This is a genomic window from Fodinibius sp. SL11 (assembly GCF_052060035.1).
Lineage (GTDB): Bacteria > Bacteroidota > Rhodothermia > Balneolales > Balneolaceae > Fodinibius.
In genome coordinates this window covers 25,668-49,798 of record NZ_JBPOEA010000019.1, presented here as the reverse complement: position 1 = coordinate 49,798, position 24,131 = coordinate 25,668, and the positions used below count along the sequence as shown (strand labels likewise).

General features: G+C 44.5%; 19 protein-coding genes. 6 read left to right on the top strand and 13 right to left on the bottom strand.

The features are described from left to right. From ACQ76V_RS14660 to ACQ76V_RS14640, 5 genes are all read right to left on the bottom strand, one after another. On the bottom strand, positions 1 to 1,033 hold a 1,033-nt coding region (locus ACQ76V_RS14660; protein WP_441001263.1), incomplete at its 3' end, for a biotin/lipoyl-containing protein. Between the two features lie 172 nt (positions 1,034 to 1,205). Then, the gene (locus tag ACQ76V_RS14655) at positions 1,206 to 1,538 is read right to left on the bottom strand and encodes a hypothetical protein (protein WP_441001262.1); all 333 of its coding nucleotides are present in this window, start codon (positions 1,536 to 1,538) and stop codon (positions 1,206 to 1,208) included. 151 nt (positions 1,539 to 1,689) lie between these two features. Next, the gene (locus ACQ76V_RS14650; RefSeq protein ID WP_441001261.1) at positions 1,690 to 2,808 is read right to left on the bottom strand and encodes a trans-sulfuration enzyme family protein; all 1,119 of its coding nucleotides are present in this window, start codon (positions 2,806 to 2,808) and stop codon (positions 1,690 to 1,692) included. A gap of 463 nt (positions 2,809 to 3,271) precedes the next feature. Then, positions 3,272 to 4,504 carry a M48 family metallopeptidase gene (locus ACQ76V_RS14645; protein ID WP_441001260.1) on the bottom strand — a complete coding sequence of 411 codons (1,233 nt, stop codon included), beginning with the start codon at positions 4,502 to 4,504 and terminating at the stop codon, positions 3,272 to 3,274. A 48-nt stretch (positions 4,505 to 4,552) separates the two neighbouring features. Then, the gene (locus ACQ76V_RS14640; protein WP_441001259.1) at positions 4,553 to 4,891 is read right to left on the bottom strand and encodes a ribonuclease E inhibitor RraB; all 339 of its coding nucleotides are present in this window, start codon (positions 4,889 to 4,891) and stop codon (positions 4,553 to 4,555) included. A 333-nt stretch (positions 4,892 to 5,224) separates the two neighbouring features. Here ACQ76V_RS14640 and ACQ76V_RS14635 point away from each other — a divergent pair, with 333 nt between their 5' ends. Next, the gene (locus tag ACQ76V_RS14635; protein ID WP_441001258.1) at positions 5,225 to 5,941 is read left to right on the top strand and encodes an SDR family NAD(P)-dependent oxidoreductase; all 717 of its coding nucleotides are present in this window, start codon (positions 5,225 to 5,227) and stop codon (positions 5,939 to 5,941) included. 83 nt (positions 5,942 to 6,024) lie between these two features. On the opposite strand, the gene ACQ76V_RS14630 is transcribed toward ACQ76V_RS14635, so the two are convergent. Together ACQ76V_RS14630 and ACQ76V_RS14625 are read right to left on the bottom strand one after the other, a co-directional pair. Then, complete coding sequence (locus tag ACQ76V_RS14630) at positions 6,025 to 8,397, bottom strand: BspA family leucine-rich repeat surface protein (protein WP_441001257.1); 2,373 nt, start codon at positions 8,395 to 8,397, stop codon at positions 6,025 to 6,027. 212 nt (positions 8,398 to 8,609) lie between these two features. Then, entirely contained in the window at positions 8,610 to 9,389 is a 780-nt protein-coding gene (locus ACQ76V_RS14625; RefSeq protein WP_441001256.1) for a patatin-like phospholipase family protein, read from the bottom strand. A gap of 204 nt (positions 9,390 to 9,593) precedes the next feature. Here ACQ76V_RS14625 and ACQ76V_RS14620 point away from each other — a divergent pair, with 204 nt between their 5' ends. From ACQ76V_RS14620 to ACQ76V_RS14600, 5 genes are all read left to right on the top strand, one after another. After that, positions 9,594 to 10,700, top strand: coding sequence for an alkene reductase (locus tag ACQ76V_RS14620; RefSeq protein ID WP_441001255.1), 1,107 nt, complete (start codon positions 9,594 to 9,596; stop codon positions 10,698 to 10,700). 98 nt (positions 10,701 to 10,798) lie between these two features. Then, positions 10,799 to 11,728 carry a VOC family protein gene (locus ACQ76V_RS14615; RefSeq protein WP_441001254.1) on the top strand — a complete coding sequence of 310 codons (930 nt, stop codon included), beginning with the start codon at positions 10,799 to 10,801 and terminating at the stop codon, positions 11,726 to 11,728. 4 nt (positions 11,729 to 11,732) lie between these two features. Further along, positions 11,733 to 12,662 carry a ring-cleaving dioxygenase gene (locus ACQ76V_RS14610; protein WP_441001253.1) on the top strand — a complete coding sequence of 310 codons (930 nt, stop codon included), beginning with the start codon at positions 11,733 to 11,735 and terminating at the stop codon, positions 12,660 to 12,662. A 49-nt stretch (positions 12,663 to 12,711) separates the two neighbouring features. Then, positions 12,712 to 13,380 carry an alpha/beta hydrolase gene (locus ACQ76V_RS14605; RefSeq protein ID WP_441001252.1) on the top strand — a complete coding sequence of 223 codons (669 nt, stop codon included), beginning with the start codon at positions 12,712 to 12,714 and terminating at the stop codon, positions 13,378 to 13,380. 236 nt (positions 13,381 to 13,616) lie between these two features. Continuing rightward, the gene (locus tag ACQ76V_RS14600) at positions 13,617 to 15,188 is read left to right on the top strand and encodes a cation:proton antiporter domain-containing protein (protein ID WP_441001251.1); all 1,572 of its coding nucleotides are present in this window, start codon (positions 13,617 to 13,619) and stop codon (positions 15,186 to 15,188) included. A 413-nt stretch (positions 15,189 to 15,601) separates the two neighbouring features. Here ACQ76V_RS14600 and ACQ76V_RS14595 read toward each other — a convergent pair whose 3' ends face one another. From ACQ76V_RS14595 to ACQ76V_RS14570, 6 genes are all read right to left on the bottom strand, one after another. Beyond that, a complete protein-coding gene (locus tag ACQ76V_RS14595) occupies positions 15,602 to 17,491 on the bottom strand; it encodes a M1 family metallopeptidase (protein WP_441001250.1) in 1,890 nt (629 codons plus the stop codon). 82 nt (positions 17,492 to 17,573) lie between these two features. Then, positions 17,574 to 18,182 (bottom strand): recombination mediator RecR, encoded by a 609-nt coding sequence (gene recR / locus ACQ76V_RS14590; protein WP_441001249.1) that lies wholly within the window; start codon positions 18,180 to 18,182, stop codon positions 17,574 to 17,576. 96 nt (positions 18,183 to 18,278) lie between these two features. Further along, positions 18,279 to 18,620, bottom strand: a complete 342-nt coding sequence (locus ACQ76V_RS14585) for a YbaB/EbfC family nucleoid-associated protein (protein ID WP_441001248.1) — start codon at positions 18,618 to 18,620, stop codon at positions 18,279 to 18,281. A gap of 85 nt (positions 18,621 to 18,705) precedes the next feature. Beyond that, a complete protein-coding gene (gene dnaX / locus ACQ76V_RS14580) occupies positions 18,706 to 20,649 on the bottom strand; it encodes a DNA polymerase III subunit gamma/tau (protein WP_441001247.1) in 1,944 nt (647 codons plus the stop codon). Between the two features lie 158 nt (positions 20,650 to 20,807). Further along, positions 20,808 to 21,887 carry an MBL fold metallo-hydrolase gene (locus tag ACQ76V_RS14575; RefSeq protein WP_441001246.1) on the bottom strand — a complete coding sequence of 360 codons (1,080 nt, stop codon included), beginning with the start codon at positions 21,885 to 21,887 and terminating at the stop codon, positions 20,808 to 20,810. Between the two features lie 83 nt (positions 21,888 to 21,970). Beyond that, the gene (locus tag ACQ76V_RS14570; protein ID WP_441001245.1) at positions 21,971 to 24,052 is read right to left on the bottom strand and encodes a prolyl oligopeptidase family serine peptidase; all 2,082 of its coding nucleotides are present in this window, start codon (positions 24,050 to 24,052) and stop codon (positions 21,971 to 21,973) included. Positions 24,053 to 24,131 lie beyond the last annotated feature (79 nt).

Sequence of the window (24,131 nt, the reverse complement as noted above, 5' to 3'; positions counted from 1 at the left end):
TTGCTCCTTCCTTCCCTTTCGCAGCAGATTGTGTCTTCGTACTTGGCTTGCTAAGTCCGCCTGATGGTTGAGCGGCCGTTTGTTGCGTCTTACCCGCTTTGCGATCTTCGAGATAATTCATCACATCCTCTTTGGACACGCGTCCGCCCTGTCCGGAACCCTCAATATTTTCAAGCTCTTCCTGAGAAATACCTTCCTCTTTAGCTATAGATCGAACCAACGGAGAGTAAAACCGTCCGTCACTGCCAATGCGTTGCGGCTCACTTCCACCCGATGGCGAACCATTTGTACTTGCAGACGCTGCAGCAGGTTGTGATTTCTGCTCCTGTGTGGATGTTGTTTCTTTCTTCTGAGTATCAGATGTCGCTGTTGAAGCTGATGCTGAACCAGAAGCTGCTTTGCCCGTAGCAATAACCGCAATCGTCTGCCCCACTTCCACGGTATCACCTTCTTCCACCAGAATTTCCACCAAAGTACCCGCCTGTGGCGAAGGCACTTCGGTATCCACCTTGTCGGTGGAAATCTCGAGCAAAGTTTCATCTTCTTCTACTTCATCACCAATAGCTTTGGCCCATTCGATGACCGTACCTTCCATTACCGATTCGCCCATCTGGGGCATTTCTACTTCAATACGTTCGCCCTCTTCATCAGCAGATCCGCCCCCGGATTCCTCTTCAGATGATTCTTCCGCAACAACCTCTTCCTGCTGCGGCTCTTCTTGCGTCTCCGGCTCGTCTGCCTGAGCTTCTTCCTCAGTAGATCCGCCGCCCGCCGAAGTATCGGCTGCTTCAGCATCGGTTTCAATAACCGCAATAGGCTGCCCCACTTCAATGGTATCACCTTCTTCGGCTAATTTTTCGATGAGAATTCCAGCTTGGGGGGAAGGCACTTCGGTATCTACCTTGTCCGTAGCAATTTCAAGAAGCGTTTCATCTTCTTCCACCTCGTCACCAATCTCTTTAGCCCATTCAATGACGGTGCCTTCCATTACCGATTCGCCCATCTGGGGCATTTCTACTTCAACTCTGGCCATCGTTACTCAAATTATATCTTTAAAATTAAAATATCCTCAATCAAAATGCTGTTTATAACGTTCAAAATCAGCCCTCAAAGATCACAATAAATGGCATTAGATCAAAATAAATAGGTAGAGAGACCCCATATTTAAGTAACCATTTAGTTAATACCTTAGAAACGACAAAAAACTAAAAGAACACTCTCCACACCAAAAGAAGGCAGGTTACTACAAAGAATATTCCGAAAATAGGAAATAACTGATCGGAGAGCCACCTCGGTAAAAACAGATCTGCTACAGAGCCTACTTCCGCTCCATGCCGCTCAGCCAAATCGGTCAGCGGACAGCGCCAGCTGTTGACCAAAAGTGCGAGCAATTCGATAATGGCAACGCCAAATGCCCACCAGGTCAGGGGATTAATCGTACCTATAGCTGCCGTCACAAATACATAAATGGTACTTATTCCAATCAGCAGAAAAAGGAGGGAATGAACCAGCTTTATGTAGAATACGGTTTTGGACATTCTTACGATTTAAGAAATAGAAAACCTTTGGCCACTATGTAATCCCGAATTCGTTTCAGGATCTTATTAATAATAACTATAACTCACTTATACCGATGCTGAGACAAATTCAGCATGACATGGTTTATCATAAGTTGAAACCATTCCCCTTCTACGTTAACGCTCGTTCCAAATCCTCCAACAGATCATCAGCGTGTTCCAACCCTACACTAATACGGATCAGGTTTTCGGGCGTTATTGATCCTTCACCCTCACTGCTGCGACGATGTTCCCAAGTAGATTCCACACCGCCTAAACTGGTAGCACGACTTATCAGCTTTGATTTGCCCACCATTTTTATGGCCTCGTCTGCTGTCCCGTCAATCAAAAAGGAGATCATTCCACCGTATCCACTCATCTGTTTAGCGGCAATCTCATGTCCCGAATGGGTTGCCAAACCGGGATAAAACACCTTCTCCACCTTATGATGATTTTGCAGAAAGCGAGCCAGCGTTTCAGCATTCTGATTATGTCCTTTCATACGATACGGCATAGTTCGAGTACTTCGAGCCAGCATCCAGCAATCATCAGGAGACGGCACCGCACCACCAACACGCTGAACGAGACGAATTTTATCAAAAAGCTCATCTTGCTCTTTTGCTACAATCGCGCCGCCCAAAATATCGCTGTGCCCACCAAAATATTTAGTTGTTGAATGCAGTACCAGATCTGCACCCAGCTTTAGTGGCATCTGGTTGATGGGCGTAGGCCAGGTATTATCAACGCAAACAACAGCTCCGTTTTCGTGGGCCAATTCACTGATGGCTTCAATATCCATAATGCTAAATAACGGATTTGAAGGCGTCTCTACCCAGATTAGTTTAGTGCTTTCATTGATGTAATCGGCAATATTTTGGAGATCCGTCATATCGATAAAGTCAGCCTGCAAGCCCCAAGGCTTCATCAGCTTATTCACCAATTTACGATTTCCGGCATATACATCTTGGGGAATGATGATATGGTCACCCGGATGCAGTGCCCGAAACACAGCCGATGCTGCAGCTACTCCACTCGAAAAAGCGGCGGCGGCTTCCCCTTCTTCCATCACCTTCAACACCTGTTCCCATTGCACCCGATTGGGATTTTCGAGGCGTGTGTAGTGCCAATCTCCCTCTGAACGCCCTTCTTTATCGAGTTGATATACCGTTGACCGGTGTACTGGAGGCACGATATCGGGATTGGGATTATCTACTTCCATAGCGGCATGTATGGCTTGAGTTTCTTTTCGCATGGGTAATCTTTTTTATTGGTATTTATGATTTTCAAGTAACAAAAATAGCTGCAGACTTGCACGGATGAGATTGAATCTAAAATTTATCCTCCTGCCCTTATGGAATGGAACTCAATTTCACGGGGCCTGCCCTCCTTCGCCAAGGAGGAACTTTAATCGCCATTCATAGGTAACCAATCCCAAATTCCCTCTTGGAGAAGAGGAATAGGGGAGATTGACTGGCAAGCCGTTGCATTCAATCCTTCTGTCTTCCTTTTATAAGAAGGTTTTAAGGAAAGCTTGACTACACAAATAAAATAAATGCGTCATTTCGAATGTAGCATAGCAAAAAAGAGAAATCTCTATTTTAGCTTATTGCTATTTACCGAAAACAAAGATCTCTCCCTACGGCCGAGATGACAGGGTTGTAATCATATCTCTCGTTTTGTAACTCTACTCCGGGCCGAAACTCACAATATCTGGGTTAATCTATGGCCCTGATCGCTTTGATACGCTCAAGCATGGGTGGATGCGAGTAATTCAGAAATACATAAAAAGGATGAGGCGTTAGATTAGAAAGATTATCCTTGGAGAGCTTCTTCAAGGCTGCAATCATCGGCTCTTTTTTGTAAGTCGTAGAAGCAAACGCATCAGCCTCAAACTCATATTTACGCGAGAGAATTTGCATAAAGATCGATACGATCATATCGATGGGAGCATACAGCATCCCAAAGAAAATGAGTCCGGCGTAGACCGACATCTGCTCCATAAAGAATGCATCGAATAATCCCTCCGAATTCAAGAAAATTGAGAGCAAAAAGAACATGATCCCCGTCTGTGCAATGCTTATTGCCATATTTTTAATGATGTGCTTCTTTTTGTAATGACCAATCTCGTGGGCTAACACCGCCACCAACTCATCTTCCTCGTGATTGTCAATGAGTGTATCGTATAGAGCTATGCGCTTGTTTTTTCCAAACCCCGTAAAAAAGGCGTTCGACTTACTGCTCCGCTTGGAGCCATCCATCACATAGACGCCTTCCATGGCAAAACTTACTTTGTCAGCATAGTTGCGGATTTTCTGTCGCAAGTCACTTTCACCGAGCGGCTCAAAATCGTTGAATATGGGCATAATCCAAGTGGGGGCGACAAACTGTATAAAAAGTGTGAATGCCGTTACCGCACCCCAGGCATAGAGCCATGCGTACTGATCAATGAATATGAAAAATGCCAAAATTCCGGCCAGCAGCGGTCCGCCTAACAGGATACCTAATCCCAATCCTTTTACCAGATCCATTACAAAAGTCTTGGCCGTCGTTTTATTAAACCCGTATTTCTCTTCGATGACAAAGGTGGAATAAATACTAAACGGCAGTGAAAGCAGTTGTTTAGCAAGAATTAAAATCCCAATATACGCCAATCCGGTCCATATTGACCCCAACTCCCAGCTGCGAACGATTTCATCGAGCCATTGAAACCCGCCGGCAAACCAGAATACCAACAGTAAAGCCAAATTAAAGATCGAGGTTAAGATCCCAAACTTTGTACGCTCTTTGGTATAGCGCTGGGATTTCTCATACGTCTCCTCATCATAAACATCGCTAAACTCATCGGGCAATCCTTTGTCCAGCGATTGCAAGTTCAAATAATCACTGACGAGGTTAAGGATAAAATCAACCGCCAGTGTAGCCAAGATAATAACTGCAAAAATATTCATCTAAAAACTAAAAGATCTAAGGTATTGAGTAATTATAATTTGAATGCGTTACGTAACTCCCGCCTCATCTTCAACAACGGTTGTACCCCAACCATCATATCTGCCATTATTACCGGCTGCTAAACGCTCAAAGAAGTTTTTAAGCTCCAATAGTCGATCCGATGTCGGCTTTATCTGCTTATTAGCTACACACAACCAGTTATCCGATGATTCCGAATAATGAACAGAGGTATCAAACTGTAGATTCATCAAGCAGGACTTAGTCACATACGCATCCCACTCCGTTGGGAAATACATGAAAAATTCCATTGACTGCTCTACTTCAGGATCAGTATCCGGTGTTTCAATCTCATTGATTACTCTTTGATCTGCTTGTTTTCGTGACATATTAAATCAGTAATTCTTTTTACGACTTCTCCAATAAATACTTGCATTAAAATAGTCATCACCAAAGGTACGGAAACTCAACCTTTTCCGTAAACCGAAATAGATGATGCCTGCTTATGATCAAACACTCTTAACCTTGTACCTTACTATCACATTAAATAGTAATAAATATAGACCTGACTGATATACCTATAGCACCTTTTATCTTGCAAAGATTACCGCATTACCCATAAATGCACAAAACGTATTCATCTTTTATTTTGGATTAACTATGAATGGAAATGAACTCACTACTGTTATTTAGTTCAATATCAAACTAAATAAATTGATACTATGGATTTTACTGATCGCCATCTAATTGTTACGGGCGGCGCCGGATCGCTGGGCTCGGCAGTAGTACAGTTATTATTGAATTCCGGAGCCACATGCAGCGTACCCTGCTTTAATCAGTCCGAATGTGATTCTTTTGAGTTGGCAGATCACGAAAACGTATTCACAAAAGTAGGTATAGACCTCACTGACGAAGATCAGGCACAATCATTTTTTAAGGATGCTATTGAAGCCAACGGCTCGCTCTGGGCCTCCATCCATATCGCCGGTGGTTTTGGGATGGGGGCTATTAAAGATATGTCCAAAGCCGATTTTATGAAGCAGATTAACTTGAACCTTGTCACCTGTTACAATAGCTGTCGTGCTGCAGTGCAGCATTTTAAATCACAAGAAAGCAGTGGCGGACGTATTGTCAATATTGCCGCACGTCCGGCCTTGGAACCGCGGCAGGGAAAAGGAATGACCGCCTATACCACAGCTAAAGCCGGCGTTGCCGCGCTGACCGAATCGCTGGCCGCCGAAGTGGTAGAAGACGATATCTTGGTTAATGCCATAGCGCCCTCGGTCATCGATACGCCACAAAATCGCGAAGGTATGCCTAACGCTGATTTTGAAAAGTGGCCCAAACCCAAACAGCTGGCTCAACAAATTTGCTATTTGGCATCGCCTAAAAATGAAGTTACGCGCGGCAGTATTACGACGGTATATGGTAAGAGCTGATTGTATTACAGGCAAAAAGATATCAAACAACAAAAGCGGCCCGAAAGCCGCCTTTCTTAGTGATTGGTTACATTTCTTATCCATTACGGACAGGTACCCCATTGAGGCTGGAGACTGCTTTGCCCATTAAAAGCAGCACCAGTGTCAAACAGATTGGGCTCTGAAGGTATGTTAGATACACACCAGCTGCTGATATCCTGATTAAAACTGGAAGCATTATAAAACATACGATCCATGTTGGTTACATTGCCTACATCCCAGCCACTTATGTCTTGATTAAAATTATCTGCCCCCCAAAACATAGCAAACATTACTGTCACGTTGCTTACGTCCCATCCAACAATATCTCCAGTAACACTTTCTGCTTCATAAAACATACCACTCATTTCTGTCACGTTGCTTGTGTCCCAGTTGCTTAAATCTCCATATGCAAAGTTTCTCACACTGGAAAACATAGATGACATATTCGTAACGTTACTTACGTCCCAGCTTCCTATATTTGCAAAATAATCGTCCATAGAGCCAAACATAAGACCCATATCCGTTACGTTGCTCACATCCCAATTGCTTATATCTCCATTAAAACTGTCCGCATTGTAAAACATACCTTTCATATTGGTCACATTACTTACATTCCAGTTACTTATATCTCCATTAAAGCTTCCCACAGACCGAAACATACCGCTCATATCCGTCACGCTGCTTATATCCCAGTTGCTTAGATCACCACTATAACTGTCCGTAGACCTAAACATTTGACTCATATTCGTTACATTACTTACGTTCCAATTGCTTATATCTCCGTTGAAACTTTCCGCAGACCAAAACATACCACTCATATCTGTAACGTTGCTTACGTCCCAGCTGCTTAGATCACCATTAAAACTAATCGCAGATCGAAACATCCCACTCATATCCGTCACGCTGCTTACATCCCAATTGCTCAGGTCTCCATTAAAACTTTCCGCAGAACGAAACATAGCACCCATATTTGTCACATTACTGACGTCCCAGGCACTTATGTCCTGATTAAAGGAGGTTTTATCAACAAATAAGCTATCCATACTTGTGATAGGCGTTGTACAGGCGTTCGTCACATCGGCCTCATCGTCTAACTTTTGGTAAAGCATCGTTGAGTCCACAACTACATACTCTCTGCCGTAATCATCACCATTCAATATACCTTTTTGTCCCGGTTCGGCATCAGGGCACACCACTGTTTCTCCATTTTTAGCCAGGTAGATCAAAGGTTCAAACACTGCTGTGATTTCTTTAGGATTGTCAACGGTAATATGCATCGGGTTATCCGTGCCTGTAACATCCCCCTTCCATTCCACAAAACGCCAGCTGTCGGCAGGCTCTGCCGTAAGCTGCACTGAGGTTCCATGATTATAACTCTTGGCCTGTACGGCTGCTTCAGCAACAGAACCCTTCCCATAAGTATGTATGGTTAGATTATAACTCTTCTCTTCAAATACAGCCATCAGATCCTTTTCCGAGTGTACCGTAATCTCCATCTCAGGATAGGTGCCGGATATCTCACCTCCCCATTCCTTGAATGTCCATCCGTCGGCAGGAGCAGCCGTCAAAGTCACCGTCGAACCGTATGCATATTCAGCCTGATCAGGGGCCTTAGCAACGGATCCCTGGCCTGCTGTATTAAGGTTCAAGGCAAACGTTTTTCTTTCGAAGAGAGCCGTCACCGTTTTCGCAGTATCAACGGTTATTTGAGCAGGTGTATCCGTGCCCGTCAGGTCACCAGTCCACTCTACAAATTTCCAGCCTTCAGCCGGGTTGGGAGACAGCTCTACGACGTCCCCGTATTCATACTCCTTAGCCTTTGATATCACTTGTTCCGATACGGCTCCGCTTCCCTGCGTTTGTACGGTCAGCGGATAGCTTTTTTTCTCAAAAACGGCCGTTACCTTTTTGGGATCGTCTACTGTAATTTGAATAGGATTATCAGTACCGGAAATATCTCCTTTCCACTCCGCAAATCTATAGCCTTTAGCAGGCGTAGCAACCAATTCAACTGGAGTGCCATGCTCATATTCTTTGTATTTCTGCTCTAATATCTGTTCTGTAACAGAGCCTTCCCCTTTAGTATCTACTGTAAGATCATATCTCTTGAGTTCAAAGGTCGCTGTAATATTGAAGTCTTGGCTAACGGTTAGCGGGAGTGGATTCACAGCTCCTTGCATATCTCCGGTCCAGCCGGTAAATACATAGTCATCTGCTGGATTGGCCAACAGCTGTATTTCTTTGCCCTCCTCATAAGTCTCATCCAACGAGGGAGATACCGTTCCGGCATCCGATGGAGTCATATCTACCGTAACGGTATAGGTGGTAGGTTCATTATTATCCGGCTCTGAATCGGGACCAGTGCTTGACCCACCGCAAGCCATTACTGTAATAGCTATGATTGTTATAAATATGAAGCCAAATAGACGTCTCATGATAAGTAGTTTTAAGTTATAGGCATGTACTAAAATTACCCGTATACCAATTAGTTAAGTCCCTACTTATTATATCACGAGAACTGAAACTAAAAGAGCTCATTTCTCTCTAAATTCTAATGTTTAAGCCGTTTTTAGCCAATCATACCTATTCCATATTATTGAAGGGTGAGAAAAGCGGGAAAAAAAGGATGATATGATAAGGTGCACTTTTACGCCATTCCTTCTTTATCCAAGCTTTGTTTGGCAGCCTTGTATCCCTCTGTAATCATCTTGTCGATATTTTTGGTTTCGCTTCGGCTGAACTCGGCCAAATTGGGCTGAATAAGCAAATCTATCTCTTTGTGATTGACATTGGCCAGATGTTTCAAAGCAATTTCGAGCGTATTATTCAGGATATCTAAAATATTTTCGGGCCGCTTGTATGTTCTATGGGCATTCAGATCAACACCAATGGTATATTCGGCCCCCATATTTTTAATGGCCGAAAGAGGCACACTTTCTTTCAGCCCGCCATCCACCAAAAGACGTCCGTCATATTCAATCGGCTCAAAAAGCACCGGAATACAAGTACTGGCCTTTACTGCTTCGGAAACATCTCCCTCATCAAGAATAACTTTTTCTCCAGTGGAAATATCAGTGGTTACCGCGGCAAATGGAATATCAGCATCTTTGAAGTATATATCTCCCAAATGCTTGTCCAACAGCTTGCCCATTTCGTCGTTGGTCAGAAGGCCCCTACGCGATAATGCAATTCTTGAGATATCCGGCCAGTCAAGGTTCAGAGCAATGCCCTCGATTTCATCCACCGACATCCCAAACGCATATAACGCACCCACCATCGCCCCGATGCTGGTACCGGCGATATAGTCTATCGGCATATCTGCTTCTTCCAGCGCTCGAAGCACCCCGACATGAGCTCCGCCTAAGGTCGCTCCTCCACCCAATGCCAAACCAACATGCTCTTTTGTATTACGATCAAATAATCCCATGGCAATAAATAGTTTTTAATTTAAAAATCCTTTCGCTGTTGACAATCTACAATTATCTGTGGCAACCAGGGAATAGAATACAAACTTTGCGTGTTTAGTGAAATCAATGAGATACATAAGAAGTATCTATTTTGTTATTAAATAGTTCAATATTAAATTAATTATTGAAAATTAAGCAATCACTGAATCAACAAAGGTAATTTCATGAGCAAGCAACCACTATTAACCAAATACAATTTATCCGGAATAGAATTAGCTAACCGCATGGTAATGGCGCCAATGACGCGGAGCCGAGCTGGCGAAGGCAATGTGGCTACCGACTTGATGGCCAAATACTATCGGCAGCGATCGTCGGCGGGTCTCATCATCAGCGAAGGCACCCAAATTTCGAAGCAGGGAGTCGGCTACCCGTGGACACCCGGCATCCATACGGATGAACAAGTGGAAGGGTGGAAGAAAGTAACGGACGCTGTACATGAAGAAGGCGGAAAGATCTTTGCCCAAATCTGGCATGTCGGCCGCGTTTCACATCCACGATACCACGACGGTGAGCCGCCGGTTGCACCTTCTGCAATTAAGCCCAAGGGACAAATTTTTACGGCGGATGGCATGCAGGATTTTGTCACCCCACGCGCCCTCGAAACCAATGAGATTCCAGGTATTGTCGAGGATTATGCCCAAGCTACTCGCAATGCTATCGAAGCCGGTTTTGACGGGGTAGAAATTCACGGAGCCAATGGATATCTCATTGATCAGTTTTTAAAAGACGGTACCAACAAACGCGATGACCGGTATGGCGGCAATCTTGAAAACCGCAGCCGCTTTGCCCTTGAAGTTATAGAAGCCGTTACCGATGCCATCGGAGCGGAACAGACAGGCATTCGTTTTTCCCCGGCCGCACGCAATCAAGGCATCAGTGATTCTAATCCCAAAGAAACCTTCAGCTACCTGCTTGAACAACTAAATGATTTTGGCTTAGCTTACGTGCACCTGATGGAGCCGATGAGCGATGTTAGTGAGCTGGAGAATTATCCTACACAGGTCACCAAATTCTTTCGTCCTATTTATGAAGGTACCATTATTACCAACGTGGCCTACGACCAAAATAGCGGTAATAAGGTTATTGAAGACGGGATAACTGACTTGGTAGCTTACGGGCGACCGTTTATTGCTAATCCCGATTTGCCGGCCCGGTTCGCAGAAAACGCAGAACTCAACGAACCCGATCAAAGCACCTTTTACGGTGGTGGTAAAGAGGGCTATACCGACTATCCCTTTATGAACGAATCTACGGAAGTGGCGGCCGAATAAATAATGCCGGTGCAGGGTAGGGATGCAGATAGATTTTTGCCCTGCATCCCCTATTTTGTAATGAACATAAATTGATCATTTAAGATTATTCAAACACTATGTCGCATCAAAAAGGCATCCATCACATCACGGCCGTGGCCGGAAATCCCAAAGAAAACCACCGATTTTATACTGAGGTACTGGGACTCAGACTCGTTAAAAAAACCGTCAACTTTGACGACCCCTCAGTCTACCATTTGTACTATGGAGATGAATCCGGTAACCCCGGCTCCATTCTTACTTTTTTCCCGTGGGAGCATCTGCAGGATGGAGAGCCCGATCGCGGCCAGGTGGTTGCCATTTCCTTTTCGGTCCCCACCGGTTCAAAGGCATTTTGGATAGATCATCTGCGTGATCACGGGCTGGATATTGTGGAACCTTTTTCCCGTTTTGGTAAAGAGGTAATTGGCCTGCAAGATCCCGACGGACTTCATCTGGAGCTGGTATTTGACCCTAAAGCCAATGGTTTTGACGGATGGTCGGGCGGTCCTATTGACCAAGAGTATGCCATACGAGGTCTTCATGGGGCCACCTTGGGAGAAGAAAACTATGCAGGAGCCGGGCGCTTGCTTGAAGAAGATCTGGGGTTTGAGTTGACGAATCAGTTCGAAAATAGATACCTCTATGAATCAAACGCCGATTTAGGTGCTTCTGTTGAAATTATTGACGGTTTCGACCTAAACGGAAGGCCCGGTAAGGGCACGGTGCACCATATTGCATTTCGGGTGGAAGATGAAGCAGAACAACAATCTCTTCGAAAGCAATTACTTAACAAAGGATATTACCTGACCGAGGTTAAAGACCGCGATTACTTTAAGTCGGTTTACTTTCATGAACCGGGCGGTATCCTATTTGAAATTGCTACCGACCCTCCCGGTTTTGAACGCGATGAGGCACTTAATGAGCTTGGCTCATCCCTAAAACTGCCGGACTGGCTCGAACACGAGCGTTCGATAATTGAGGAAGAACTTCCAACACTAAATGATTAACACCATGCCAACGCACAGAGGACTACACCATATATCCGTTATCGCCAGCGATCCCCAGGATAATTACGACTTCTATGTCAAAAAGCTGGGCATGCGCATGGTCAAAAAGACAGTTAACCAGGATGATCCAACAAAATATCACCTATTCTATGCCAACGCGGAAGGAAGCCCCGGGTCGAGCCTGACTTTCTTTCCCTGGCCGCGTGCCCGGAAAGGGACTCCCGGTTCTGGCGAAGCAACCGAGATTTCCCTGACCGTGCCCGAAAATTCCTTGGACTACTGGCAAGATCGATTAAATGAGCAAGGTATATCACACAGCAAACCTTTTTCACGCTTTGGCAAAACACATATCTCATTTAAAGATCCCGATGGCCTGCAGCTAAACTTGGTGTTTGATTATTCAGATGAACTTCAAAGCTGGGACCAATCCTCGGTTGCCGAAGAACATCAAATCCAGGGATTTTGGAGTACAACGCTAAAACTGGCTGAGGTAGAACAGACTGAAAAAATATTAACATCTGTATTGGGCTTTCAGAAAGCCGATAGCGAAGGCAACCTCACGCTCTATCAAACGGAAAGCACCCTTGGCCACAGTCTTATTATTGAGGAGGCCGATTCTCATCCCGGACAAAATGGAGCGGGTATTGTTCATCACGTAGCCTTTCAAAGCAAGGATAAAGAAGACTTGTCACAAATGCGCTTTGAAATTATAAGGCGCGGCCTGCAGCCTACCGAAATTATTGATCGCCACTTTTTTAAATCCGTGTACTACCGAACCCCGGGCGGCGTGCTGTTCGAGATGGCGACCAATGGTCCCGGCTATTTTGTGAATGCCGATCCCTCTGAAGATCAGGCGGAACTGCTGGAATTAACACCGTGGCACGAACCTAAAAGAGAACAAATCGAAGCTGCCCTGCCGCCTATAAAAACCTGAATCGACTGACTTACTTTTAACCTAAAACCTGCACACGAAATATTTAACCATGTCAATATTCCGAGTCAATTCCGAACATCCTTTCAGCGGTCCGCATCAAAACCAATCTGTTGTGAGCGGCGGAGCAAAAATAGATGATGCTGAAATAGGCATGATCTTTATACATGGTCGAGGGGCCTCAGCACAAAGCATGATGATGTTTGCCGATGAATTCGAGGCCGACCACATTCACTATCGAGCCATCCAAGCCAATAATCATACGTGGTACCCTCGCTCCTTCTTGGCGCCAAAAGAGATGAATCAGCCGGGTATTAAAAGTGGACTTCAGGCCATTTATGACCAGATCACAAAACTAAATGAGGCTGGCATCCCGACTAAAAAAATTGTTTTACTGGGATTTTCACAGGGCGCATGCCTTACGACGGAATTTGCGGCTCGACATCCGCAGCGCTATGGGGGCATTGTTGGATTCAGCGGCGGACTTATTGGTGATGAAGTAGACCCGAAAAACTACGCCGGCTCGTTGGAACAAACTCCGGTGTTTTTAGGATGCAGCGATCGTGACCCCCATATACCGCAAGAGCGCGTCGACCTGACGGAAGAAGTGTTTAAAACGCTTGGCGCTGACGTCACTAAAAAAATCTATGTGGGGATGGGACATACCGTAAATCAGGACGAGATTCAACAGGTTCAACAAATCATAAACAATATGGCATAACTGCTCTGGGACAACCATTCACTATTCTTGCTTTCACCGGCAGTCTTCGCGAGGTCACATACAATAATCACTCCTTAAAGATATCTGAATACATTTCAACAATCGGTCATTAAATTTCTATATGTTGATGATATGGTCTCATTTATAACCAAAATGAGATCCTAAATATGCTTAAGTTCCTTTCTGGCAGATAGTTTCTATTAACCTGCATTGTTTGGCAAAAAATTAGTTGCAGTATGGATATTGTTTGGATTGGTTTAGCCTTCGTATTTGGGATGCTCTTTTCCCGTATCAAATTACCCCCGTTAGTGGGATATCTTGCCGCCGGAGGCATGCTCTCTGCCTATGGGTATGAAGCAGGAACTGCTCTCCATGAAATTGCTCATCTGGGTGTACTGTTTCTGCTGTTTACCGTCGGTCTCCATTTGCGCCTCAAAAATATCATCCGTTCTGAAGTCCTTGGAACCGGTGGTGTTCACCTCTTGGTAAGCGCGGCCGTTTTCCTACCCATAACCCTATTTCTTAGCTACAGTCTTACAGCGGCCGTCATCATTAGTGTGGTTCTGGGATTTTCGAGTACGGTATTGACGGCCAAGAACTTGGAACGGCGCGGAGAACTGGGCGCTTTTCACGGTCGGGTTGCCATTGGAATACTTATTCTTCAGGATATTGTAGCCATTGTTATTCTTGCACTTACCAGCGGCGCTGCTCCCTCTCCCTGGAGTTTGGCACTATTGGGGTTACCTCTTATTCGTCCGGCTATAATCAAAATTGTAAATCTTGCTAATGAGGAGGAACTCAAGCTCTTATTCAGCCTAATGCTGGCTGTAGGGGGTGGAGCATTGTTTGAAAAGCTGGGGTTGTCTTCTGAGCTTGGAGCACTGATCGCCGGCATGCTGTTATCAGGACACCAGGTAGCTGACGAACTTTCTAAAAAACTGTGGGGCATTAAAGAAGCATTCTTGGTTGGATTTTTTCTTGAGGTGGGATTAACCGGACTTCCGGATTTACAGGACTTTTACCTTGCCCTGACAGCCCTGGCTCTTTTACCACTGAAATCCATCCTCTTTTTTGGCCTGATGGTGGCGTTTAAACTTAGGGCCCGTACCTCATTTATCGCCACTATTTCACTTACCTCCTACAGTGAGTTTACCCTCATTGCCGGGAGTGTTGCGGCATCAGCAGGATTTATTCCCCCGGGAGCCGTGGTTGCCTTTGCCTTGTTAACGGCCGTTTCATTTGCACTCAATGCCCCTCTCGCTATATGGGAAGAGGAGCTTTGGCTAAAGATGGAATCCTATCTTATCAAATTTGAGCGTGATGTTCGTCACCCGGACCAACAAATTCTTTCGCTCGGCTCAGCAGAATACCTTGTCATTGGCATGGGTAATGCCGGTCAGGCTGCCTATGATCGACTTCGCAAAGCGGATAAACATACGGTAGGAATGGATATCGATCCGGCCCGTATCCAGCAAAATATTGAAACCGGGCGCCGTGTTATTTATGGCGATATGCAGGATATTGAACTGTGGCAAAACATAGATTTAAGTCAAATTAAATCGGTTATTCTTGCTATTGGCACCAAAGAAGCAAAACTGAATGCGACTAAATATCTGCGTGCAAATAATTATGAGGGAACGGTTGTTGCCCTAACTTCAGCAGAAGAAGAGCAACATGCTTTGGAAGAAGCCGGAGCAAGTGCTGTTTGTATCCCCATTACTCAGGCAGGCCAAAAACTTGCTGAGCTAAGCTTGTCAAATGGTATAAATCCTGACGATACCGTTTTAGATCCCGAATTTACTACGTAGAATGATCTTATCTCGATAATTCAACGAGACCTTCACCGATACTCAACATAACGCCTCAGGCTTCATGCTCTCCGCCGGGTAATGTGTATCCCTATTTTGATATTACCTCAGGGGAAATCCAGCGTTGGCTAACTGTCAATTTGGACGTAGGAATTGAGACTGCCGTTGATGATTCCTACTGGAATACAGAGTATAATATTAATGTTGGATCCTATTTTAAACCCAAATTTCTCTTTTATGTAGTGATATAATAGTTGCTTTATCTCACCTCTTTACGAATGGAGTACAACGAAGTCACAAATCTGTACCTTTCCGTTAACCATCTTTTAATAGTAAGAATGCTTTCTCATATCTAAATAAAAAAGCCCGAGTGGTAATACCCGGGCTTAAGATTCAGAAAAGATTTTTTAAAATTACTTGACAGACTGAAGATACTCGTCCATCTCAATAACATTATTATCGCGGTTAATATCTGCCATGCGTTTTGATGGGTCAATCTCAATCCGTTTTATCTCTTTGGGCGATCGAGTAATTTCAACCGTGTACGTGGGATTTACCCATGGCCAATCCTTTTTGATGGTGCGTGGGATATCCGGGTTTTCGTTCGCCTTGGTGTTTCGCATAATACGCATCGGAATGTAAAACTGTTCCTTACTGCCGTCTTCATACGTAACCATAAGATCGATCGGCATCGGCATCAGGTCTTCCCGCTTCAAGGTCACATAGGTAGACCCATCGCCCCCTAACATTGATGTAATTCCATAATCAATATGCTTGGTGCTCTCGATAAAGTATTGATAGTACCAGTCCAGCACCATATCGGATTCCTCTTCCATCACCCGCAGAAAGTCGCGGCCGTCGGGGTGCTTAAACATCCACTCGTTAAAAAAGCGTTTCATCCCGCGATCAAAGGTTTCGCCGCCTATAATATAGCGTAATTGGTTCAAGAATACCGCGCCGGTTGAATACGAGGCCGTCCCATAACCACGATTGGTATGGAAGTGATCGGCATGGGTATCCAATGCCTCCTGCTTGCCGTCTTCAATAATATTGTAATAGGATTGGTAAGAACGTTCATGTACATTTTTACCCTCCCCGTTATTGAACAGATGGTCCATGGTCAGAGCTGATGCATAAGTTGTAAAACCTTCATCAATCCAGGGGTAGCGACTTTCATTGGTGGCCAGCACTCCTTGGTACCATGAGTGAATAAGCTCGTGAACAGAAACACCTACAAGGCTACCAAGCGATCGGTTGCCGGTGATGAGCGTACCCATAGGATATTCCATCCCTCCATCACCCCCTTGAATAAACGAATATTTGTCGTATGGATATTTGCCATAGTTACTGCTCATATATTGAAAAGCTTTAACCGCATACTCAGGCAATTGCTCCCAATTTTGACGAAGCTGCTCTTGGGAATACCGATCAGCATTAACCGCCACAGTATCTTTTTGGTAAAAGAAGTGCAATTTCGGCCCATTTGGCACCTGGGCTGTAGTATGCGTAAAATCTGGATCGGCACCCCACATAAAATCGTGTACCTTCTCGGCTTTCCAATGCCACGTTAATTTTTCAGAATTGGGTCGGTCATACTCTTCAGCATAACCGTGACCAATTTCTTCGGGATTTTGCAGGTGCCCGGTTGATCCCAATACATACGAACTGTCGATCGATATTTTTACATCAAAATCACCCCATACGCCATGAAACTCACGTCCGATGTACGGGTTCGGATGCCATCCATCCTCATCATATTCCGAGAGCTTAGGATACCACTGGCTCATCGAAAATTCCACCCCTTCTTTGTTCATCCAGCCGCTGCGACGAATTTGTCGAGGCACCTGGCTTTCAAATTCCATATCAAAAACAGTAGATTCTCCGGGTGCAATAGGTTCGTTTAGGGTAACTTCCATGATCGTGCCTTCAACAGAATATGAAACGGCATCACCATCCTGTTTTAGGCTGTTGATGTGATGATAACCAATTTCATCATCAGGAAGCTTTTGGATGCGGTCACGAACGCGACTATCAGGATCTTCGATGGTACGGGAACGAACATCCATCATACTGTTGGACTGAAAGGCATTGAAATACAAATGGTAGAATACCCGGTGCAGCGTATCGGGCGAATTATTATGATACGTCAACTTTTGAGTGCCCGTAAATTGATGGTTTTCGACATCTACATCGATATCCATTTCATACTCTACCTCTTGCTGCCAGTAATGTTCGTCTTGAGCCTGGGCAGAAAACGTAAGCCCCAAAAAAAGTAGTGATAAAAATAGGTGTTGTAGCTTCATAATATAATTGTTGGTTAATTATTCGGTATCAACAATGAAAAATAGTTTCAAACTCTAAATAGAGCTCTTCTGATTTTTCATTTTAAAAAGTATTGCGACTTGCAAAAGCACGTCCCAAGGTAGCTTCGTCAATAAATTCGAGCTCCGTTCCCATCGGAATGCCGTATGCTATTCGGGTTACCTCAACATCATCAAAAGGTTTAAGCAATTTGTTGATGTAGTAAGAGGTGGCTTCACCTTCCGAATCAGGGTTAAGCGCTAAAATAACTTCATCAATGGGTTCCTCATCCTCATTAATCCGCTGCATAAGCTGCTTAATGCGTACATCATCGGGACCAATATTATCGAGAGGCGAGATAACACCGCCAAGCACATGGTAGCGTCCTCGAAACTCATTAGTCTTTTCAATCAGAAACACATCTTGCGATTCTTCAACCACACAAATTTGCCCCGTTTGACGTTTAGCATTTTGACAAATAGAGCAGGGATCGCCATCACTGATAACCCCGCAGGCGGAACAGCGGGTAATCGATTTTTTAAGATTTACCAGCGCTTCAGCCAAATTAATTACCGACTCATCATTCTGCTTAAGCAGAAATAATGCAATTCGCCGGGCCGATTTGCGCCCTGTTCCCGGGAGCTTGGCCAGCTGCTCGATAGCCTGCTCCAGTATTTCTGAAGTTCCTTCCATGTAGCAGTTATTTTATGAAGCTGTGTGTCACCCTGAACTTGTTTCAGGGTCTGTTAACATGATAGATGCTGAACCAAGTTCAGCATGACACGGTAATTACAGTCCTAATTTGCTCAGATCCATGCCGGGAATGCCGCCGCCGGGTAGAATATCTTTGTACGTTTCCTGCATGCGTTCCTGCGCAGCCTCTTCAGCCTTTTCGAGTGCCTTATTAACGCCCGCAACCACAAGGTCTTCCATCATCTCAGCATCCTCAGGATCGATAACATCCTTATCCAATTTGATACTCAAAATCTGACGCTTTCCGTTGGCTTTAACTTTAACCATTCCACCACCGGCTTCAGCCTCAACTTCAAGCTTCGCGAGTTCCTGTTTTGCTTCTTCTACTTTTTCTTGCAGTTCGGAAAATTTGCCGAACATATTTGCCATGTTATTCATTATAAAAGGTCTTTAAATAGGTTAATATTCATAACATCAGTTTCAAACAATCTGTCAACGATCGTATAAAGATAAGAGTCTTAACTTACTGATTTAAATTATAATCCAATTCAGCACCAAAGAGTTCAACCAGTTTTTTTATCGTCGGGTCGCGCTCCTGAAGCTTTTTAAAACGCTCATACGGACTCATCGACTCTTCGGGATTTTTCTCCTGCTTTTGTACTATGCAGGTAAAGTTAAGAAAGGCTCCAATTTCATCCTCTAAAAACTTACCCAGTCGACGCCGGTTTTCGTCCACGATTTTTTTGGCAAAGTCATCATTCGCTCGCAACTTAAGGGCCCCGTTTTTCAATTCAACGGGATCTACCCGCTGCATCTGAAAGTACAACATCTGGGGTACATGCGCGCGAAGATTTTCCAAATAATCATCCCAGCAGTCATTGATCTCTTGAAGGGAAACATCTTTGGGAGCTCTTTTCTGAGCAGTGCTTATTTCGGTTTCTGTTACTTGCTGAGAATCCGGTTCCGATGCCTCATGATTAGTTTTTGGCTTTGAACCGGCAAGGGATGACTGCCCAAACAGATTTTCAAATTCATCATCTTCATCAGAAGGCTGTTGCTGATCTTCAGCAGATGTTTCCTGTGCAACCGGGTTCGGTTGGGAAGAAGGTTCTTTGGTGGACGAAGCCTGACCATTTGATTCGGCCGTTGAAGGAGAAGAATCAGCTGACTCTTCTGTAGATTCTTTTTTCGGCTCCCTCGAATCAGGTTCTGATTGTTCGGGCTGTGTATGAGCTTGTCCGTTTGACTTAGAAGTAGAAGAGGCCTTGTCGGTATCCGGCTTTCGTTCTTTATCCTCGGGAGGGGTTACGTCTGATTCTGTTTCCCCCGATGCTGATACCCCGGATTTATTTAGCTTTTTTTTTAACTGTTCCAGCTCGGTTAGCAAGGTATTCAGCTTTGGAGTTCGCTCCATATGGATGAGCTTGAGGAGCGTAATCTCAAACTGGATTTTGGGCTGATGCGCTTCCTTAATTTTATACTGTGCCTCACTTACAACGTGGAGCATCCGCATCAAATCATCTTCTGTAAAAACCTTGGAGGCTTCCCGGTATCTTTTTTTAGTGTCCGGAGATGCTTCTACTAAGTGCATCTGTTCTGAGCTCTTTGCAACATATAAATTGCGCAAATGCTCTGTTAATCCGACCAAGTATTCCTGAATGTCGTAGCCCTCCTGCAGAAGTTCGTTAATGAGTTCCAATCCACGACTGGCATCCTGGGCTTCCACGGCATTCATAAAGTCAAACATGCGCTCGGTGCTCACCACATTGAGCGCTCGAAGAAGCTCTTCATGTTCAATCCGGTTGCCGCAAAAAGCAATAGCCTGGTCCATCAACCCGAGGGCGTCGCGCAGTGCCCCATCGGCTTTTTTTGCAATCACATGGAGCGATTCTTCATCGATACTAATACCCTCGTTTTCAGCCACGCTGGCAAGGCGGTCCACGATTTGATCAACGCTGATACGTTTAAAGTCGAACCGCTGAACACGCGATAAAATGGTCGGGAGAACCTTATGCGGTTCCGTCGTAGCAAAAATAAAGATCACATGATCGGGCGGTTCTTCCAGCGTTTTCAGCAACGCATTAAACGCCGACTTGCTGAGCATGTGAACCTCGTCAATGATATAAATCTTGTAGCGACCATTTTGCGGCGGAATACGTACACGTTCGCGCAAGTCACGAATATCATCTACGCTGTTATTTGAGGCCGCATCAATCTCAACAACGTTGAGGGTTTGATTGAGTGATTCCCCATCTACCTCCTGATCAATTTCGTTTACCGTCCGTGCCAATACACGCGCCATCGTGGTTTTTCCCACACCGCGCGGACCGCAAAACATGTAGGCATGCGCCAGACGACTTTTCTTAATGGCATTTTTCAGCGTACTACTAACGTGCTTCTGTGATACAATATCATCAAAAGAAGTGGGGCGATAGGTACGTGTTAACGCGCGATAATTGTCAGACATCAGAGGCTCTTGTTGAGCTATTGGTTATTGCTTTAAACAACGGATAAATCTACAAAAAATGAAGGCCATTTCGCAGTTGAATTTGGGGCGAACAGTTAACTACTCTTGCTAAAAAACAAAACACAAACAATCTGTGGCAGCCATAACCTTAGTTTATACTATGCCACTTCAGATCTGAGATCTGATTGCTGTAGATCACGAGAGTACGATTCTCCATGTTGAAGCCCCCTAAAATCCTGTTCTGCGACCTTATGCTTACGACGTGCTTTTTGCAGGTCATCCAGCGGTTCATACATCCCATCATCAGCCATAGGAAAGGTGCCAAAGTGCATGGCAATGCTCTTTTCAGACTGCAGTTCTTTATGTGCTTTTACAGCCTCTTCGGGCGACATGTGAATAGCCTCCATAAACCAGCGTGGCTTATAGGCTCCGATAGGAAGAATTGAAGTATTTATGGGACCTACCTGTTGCTTTATTTCTCGAAGAAAATCACCATAACCGGTATCTCCTGCAAAATATATATTCCCGGACGGGTTTTCTAACACATACCCGCACCACAAGGTTTTGTTACGATCGAAAAGTCCGCGGCCGGAAAAGTGTCGCGCCGGGACGGCTGTTAAGGTAATCTCATTGCCCAAACCATATTTATCCCACCAGTCCATGCGGATAGTTCTGTCAACGCCTTGGCTATGTAAATACCGTTCTACGCCAAGAGGAACAATAAATTGCGAATCATATTTGCTCTGCAGACGCTTTACCGTATCAATATCAAGATGATCGTAGTGATTGTGACTAAGCAATACTGTGTCGATATGGGGCAGATCATCAAAATCAATTCCCGCCGGACGTTTGCGCTTGGGACCAATCCACTGGTAGGGGCTTGCCCGAAAACTCCATACGGGATCAGTTAAAATATTTTGACCGTTAACTTGAATTAAAAAAGTCGCATGATTGATAAAAGTGATCTGATGCTGTCCATCGTTTACGGATGGGTTCGGAGTAGGGTAATCCGGCAAATCATTCTTGCTATACGTATCCCAGATCCCCTTGTCATTGCCGCCCAGCCACCATTTAAGTACTTCTCCGTAGTGGTGGGTTCCAGCACCATCGGGATTGACAAATTTTTTGCCATCAAAATGGTCGGAATTATCTTCAATGTATTTAGGGGCCGCCAACAACTTATCTGCAACAAAGAGGGCTGCTATCAATGTACTTACAATTGCAAATAGCCAAATCATGTATACAATGCGTTCGTTCTACAAGTTTTTTAAATGGTTACAACTAATACAGCCAAGTTTTGTTTCCCCTGAATGTTATCGATCTAATTTTTGAGATGTTTTTCGAAAAAGTCAAAAATACGAGAGTATTCATCGAACCAAGCATCAGGATCTTGAAAACTGTGACGTTCGGTGGGATACATCATCATATCAAACTCTTTACCACCGGCTTGTATTAATTTTTCGATATACTGGGCCGCATCCTGGAATCCTACATTATTGTCGGTTAATCCATGTAGGATAAGAACGGGATCTTCGAGTTGCTCAACATAGGTGATGGGAGAACTTCGGGCATAATGGGCAGAATCGGCGTCGGGCGTACCCAGCCGTGGTTGGGTGTACCATGGATTGGTATAATAATAGTTTTCCCAATTGGTGACCGCACGCAAGGCAGCGGCCGCATCAAAATAATCCGGAGCTACGCTCGTAGCATACAACGCCATAAACCCACCATAACTACCGCCGTATATGCCCACGCTTGACGTATCGGCCTGCGGATAATGCTCAGCCAGGTAATCGATACCATCAATAATATCGCGCGTTTCGTATTTGCCCATCCAATTTGTGACATCTTCTCTAAATACTCGTCCATAGCCGGTACTGTGACGATAATCCACCTCGATCACATAGTAACCCTGCGCTGTCAAATACTGATGGAACATATATTCACGATAATAATTGTTTGACCAGCCCTTGTACACATTTTGCAAAGAACCTGCACCGTGCACAAAAACTACAACCGGATGGCTCGATTGTTCAGTCTTTTTAGTAGGCTCCAGAACTGACATCGAGAGTTCCGTTTCGCCATCTCTCGCCGTAAATCGTATATAATCTTCCTTTTGCCAGTCAATGTTATTAAACCGATCGGGAATCGTTTGTGTTAATCGCTTTTCTTCAGATTCATTACCCACATTCAGTGAGTATAATTCAAACGGCTCATTAAAATAGCTATACTGATACACAAGGTAGCTGTTGTCTTCACTCAGCTCAAAGTCTTGCCGATATCCTGCCTTTGTAGTCAGCTTCTCTGTTTCATTGCTATTGATGTTCATCCGGTATATATGTCGTTCACCGGGCCCCACTTCCGTTGAGGCAAAAATTATTGCCTCCCCATTCAGCCATTCCGCCCACGGAACTTCATATTCACCACGAGTATGTTGCTTTAGGTTGGATCCGTCAGGATTTACCGTATAGATATGATTCCATCCATCTTTTTCGGATAAGATCATCAATTTATCACCCGATGGAGCAAAAGCAATTTCAGTATTATAGAGCCAACCTTTTGTGGAATCTTCGAAAACAGTTGTCGGTTCCTTAGAGCTAAGATCAAAAACCTTGACCGCTCGCTTCTTCATGGATGGACCGGTTTTATCAATGGCAAGATAATTACCCTTGGCACTTATATCAGTATCAATATATCCTTTGTTTTCAAATAAAAGATCAACCTCTTTGGTCTGGATATCTGCTACTGAAACAAGCTGACGAGCAATACCGCGACGGGTAGACCCCGGTTTTACATATTGTCCTACATACTCCGGAAAATAGTATTCCTCATAGTCTGAGGTATCGAACTGAGTGAGAACGAGCTTGTCTTTTCCTGCCCATCCCTCAACATTAAATCCGGTTTCATCCTCTTCTTTATTGGTAACTTGAGTAAGCTTCGACGTTCCGATATTGATCATCCAGATATCCCCATCCTGAACAAATGCAATCTGTTTACTGTCGGGACTCCACATCCCTCCATATTCTTCTGCTTTGGAATCAACGAGTTGCCTTTTGTTTGTAAAATCAATATCGGCAATCCATAAATCACCTTGATCGTGATATAAAAGTTTTTGGCGGTCGGGCGATACCTGAAAATTGCGTTCGGCATCGTCAGACACAAGATTTCGTTCTCCTCCTGTAACCGGTCGTTTAAACAGCTCTTCCATAGTCTTGGATGAGTCATTAGTCTGATAGTAAATGTGAGACTGGTCGGGAGAAAAGGTAACAATATCGGGTCTATTGCCGGCCAACAGGGGATCGTAAAAAATCGATTCTAAACTTAGAGTGTCAAGGCCGCTTTGGCCAAAACCCAGTGTCGGTAAAAAAAGAAGGATGAAAATAATCTTTAGAAATGATCGCATAGAGAGCAAAACTGTTTTTGTTAATTGACCAACAATAAAGAAAGGTTTTGAGAGATCGGCAAAGAATACAAGATGGTTT

Excerpts from the sequence above, each read along its gene's own strand:
- ACQ76V_RS14620 (WP_441001255.1), top strand. The coding sequence starts at position 9,594 with ATGAGCAAGCAACCACTATTAACCAAATACAATTTATCCGGAATAGAA.
- ACQ76V_RS14640 (WP_441001259.1), bottom strand. The coding sequence starts at position 4,891 with ATGTCACGAAAACAAGCAGATCAAAGAGTAATCAATGAGATTGAAACA.
- ACQ76V_RS14585 (WP_441001248.1), bottom strand. The coding sequence starts at position 18,620 with ATGAATAACATGGCAAATATGTTCGGCAAATTTTCCGAACTGCAAGAA.
- ACQ76V_RS14600 (WP_441001251.1), top strand. The coding sequence starts at position 13,617 with ATGGATATTGTTTGGATTGGTTTAGCCTTCGTATTTGGGATGCTCTTT.
- ACQ76V_RS14650 (WP_441001261.1), bottom strand. The coding sequence starts at position 2,808 with ATGCGAAAAGAAACTCAAGCCATACATGCCGCTATGGAAGTAGATAAT.
- ACQ76V_RS14630 (WP_441001257.1), bottom strand. The coding sequence starts at position 8,397 with ATGAGACGTCTATTTGGCTTCATATTTATAACAATCATAGCTATTACA.
- ACQ76V_RS14615 (WP_441001254.1), top strand. The coding sequence starts at position 10,799 with ATGTCGCATCAAAAAGGCATCCATCACATCACGGCCGTGGCCGGAAAT.
- ACQ76V_RS14625 (WP_441001256.1), bottom strand. The coding sequence starts at position 9,389 with ATGGGATTATTTGATCGTAATACAAAAGAGCATGTTGGTTTGGCATTG.
- ACQ76V_RS14575 (WP_441001246.1), bottom strand. The coding sequence starts at position 21,887 with ATGATTTGGCTATTTGCAATTGTAAGTACATTGATAGCAGCCCTCTTT.
- ACQ76V_RS14645 (WP_441001260.1), bottom strand. The coding sequence starts at position 4,504 with ATGAATATTTTTGCAGTTATTATCTTGGCTACACTGGCGGTTGATTTT.
- ACQ76V_RS14635 (WP_441001258.1), top strand. The coding sequence starts at position 5,225 with ATGGATTTTACTGATCGCCATCTAATTGTTACGGGCGGCGCCGGATCG.
- ACQ76V_RS14655 (WP_441001262.1), bottom strand. The coding sequence starts at position 1,538 with ATGTCCAAAACCGTATTCTACATAAAGCTGGTTCATTCCCTCCTTTTT.
- recR (WP_441001249.1), bottom strand. The coding sequence starts at position 18,182 with ATGGAAGGAACTTCAGAAATACTGGAGCAGGCTATCGAGCAGCTGGCC.
- dnaX (WP_441001247.1), bottom strand. The coding sequence starts at position 20,649 with ATGTCTGACAATTATCGCGCGTTAACACGTACCTATCGCCCCACTTCT.
- ACQ76V_RS14595 (WP_441001250.1), bottom strand. The coding sequence starts at position 17,491 with ATGAAGCTACAACACCTATTTTTATCACTACTTTTTTTGGGGCTTACG.
- ACQ76V_RS14610 (WP_441001253.1), top strand. The coding sequence starts at position 11,733 with ATGCCAACGCACAGAGGACTACACCATATATCCGTTATCGCCAGCGAT.
- ACQ76V_RS14605 (WP_441001252.1), top strand. The coding sequence starts at position 12,712 with ATGTCAATATTCCGAGTCAATTCCGAACATCCTTTCAGCGGTCCGCAT.
- ACQ76V_RS14570 (WP_441001245.1), bottom strand. The coding sequence starts at position 24,052 with ATGCGATCATTTCTAAAGATTATTTTCATCCTTCTTTTTTTACCGACA.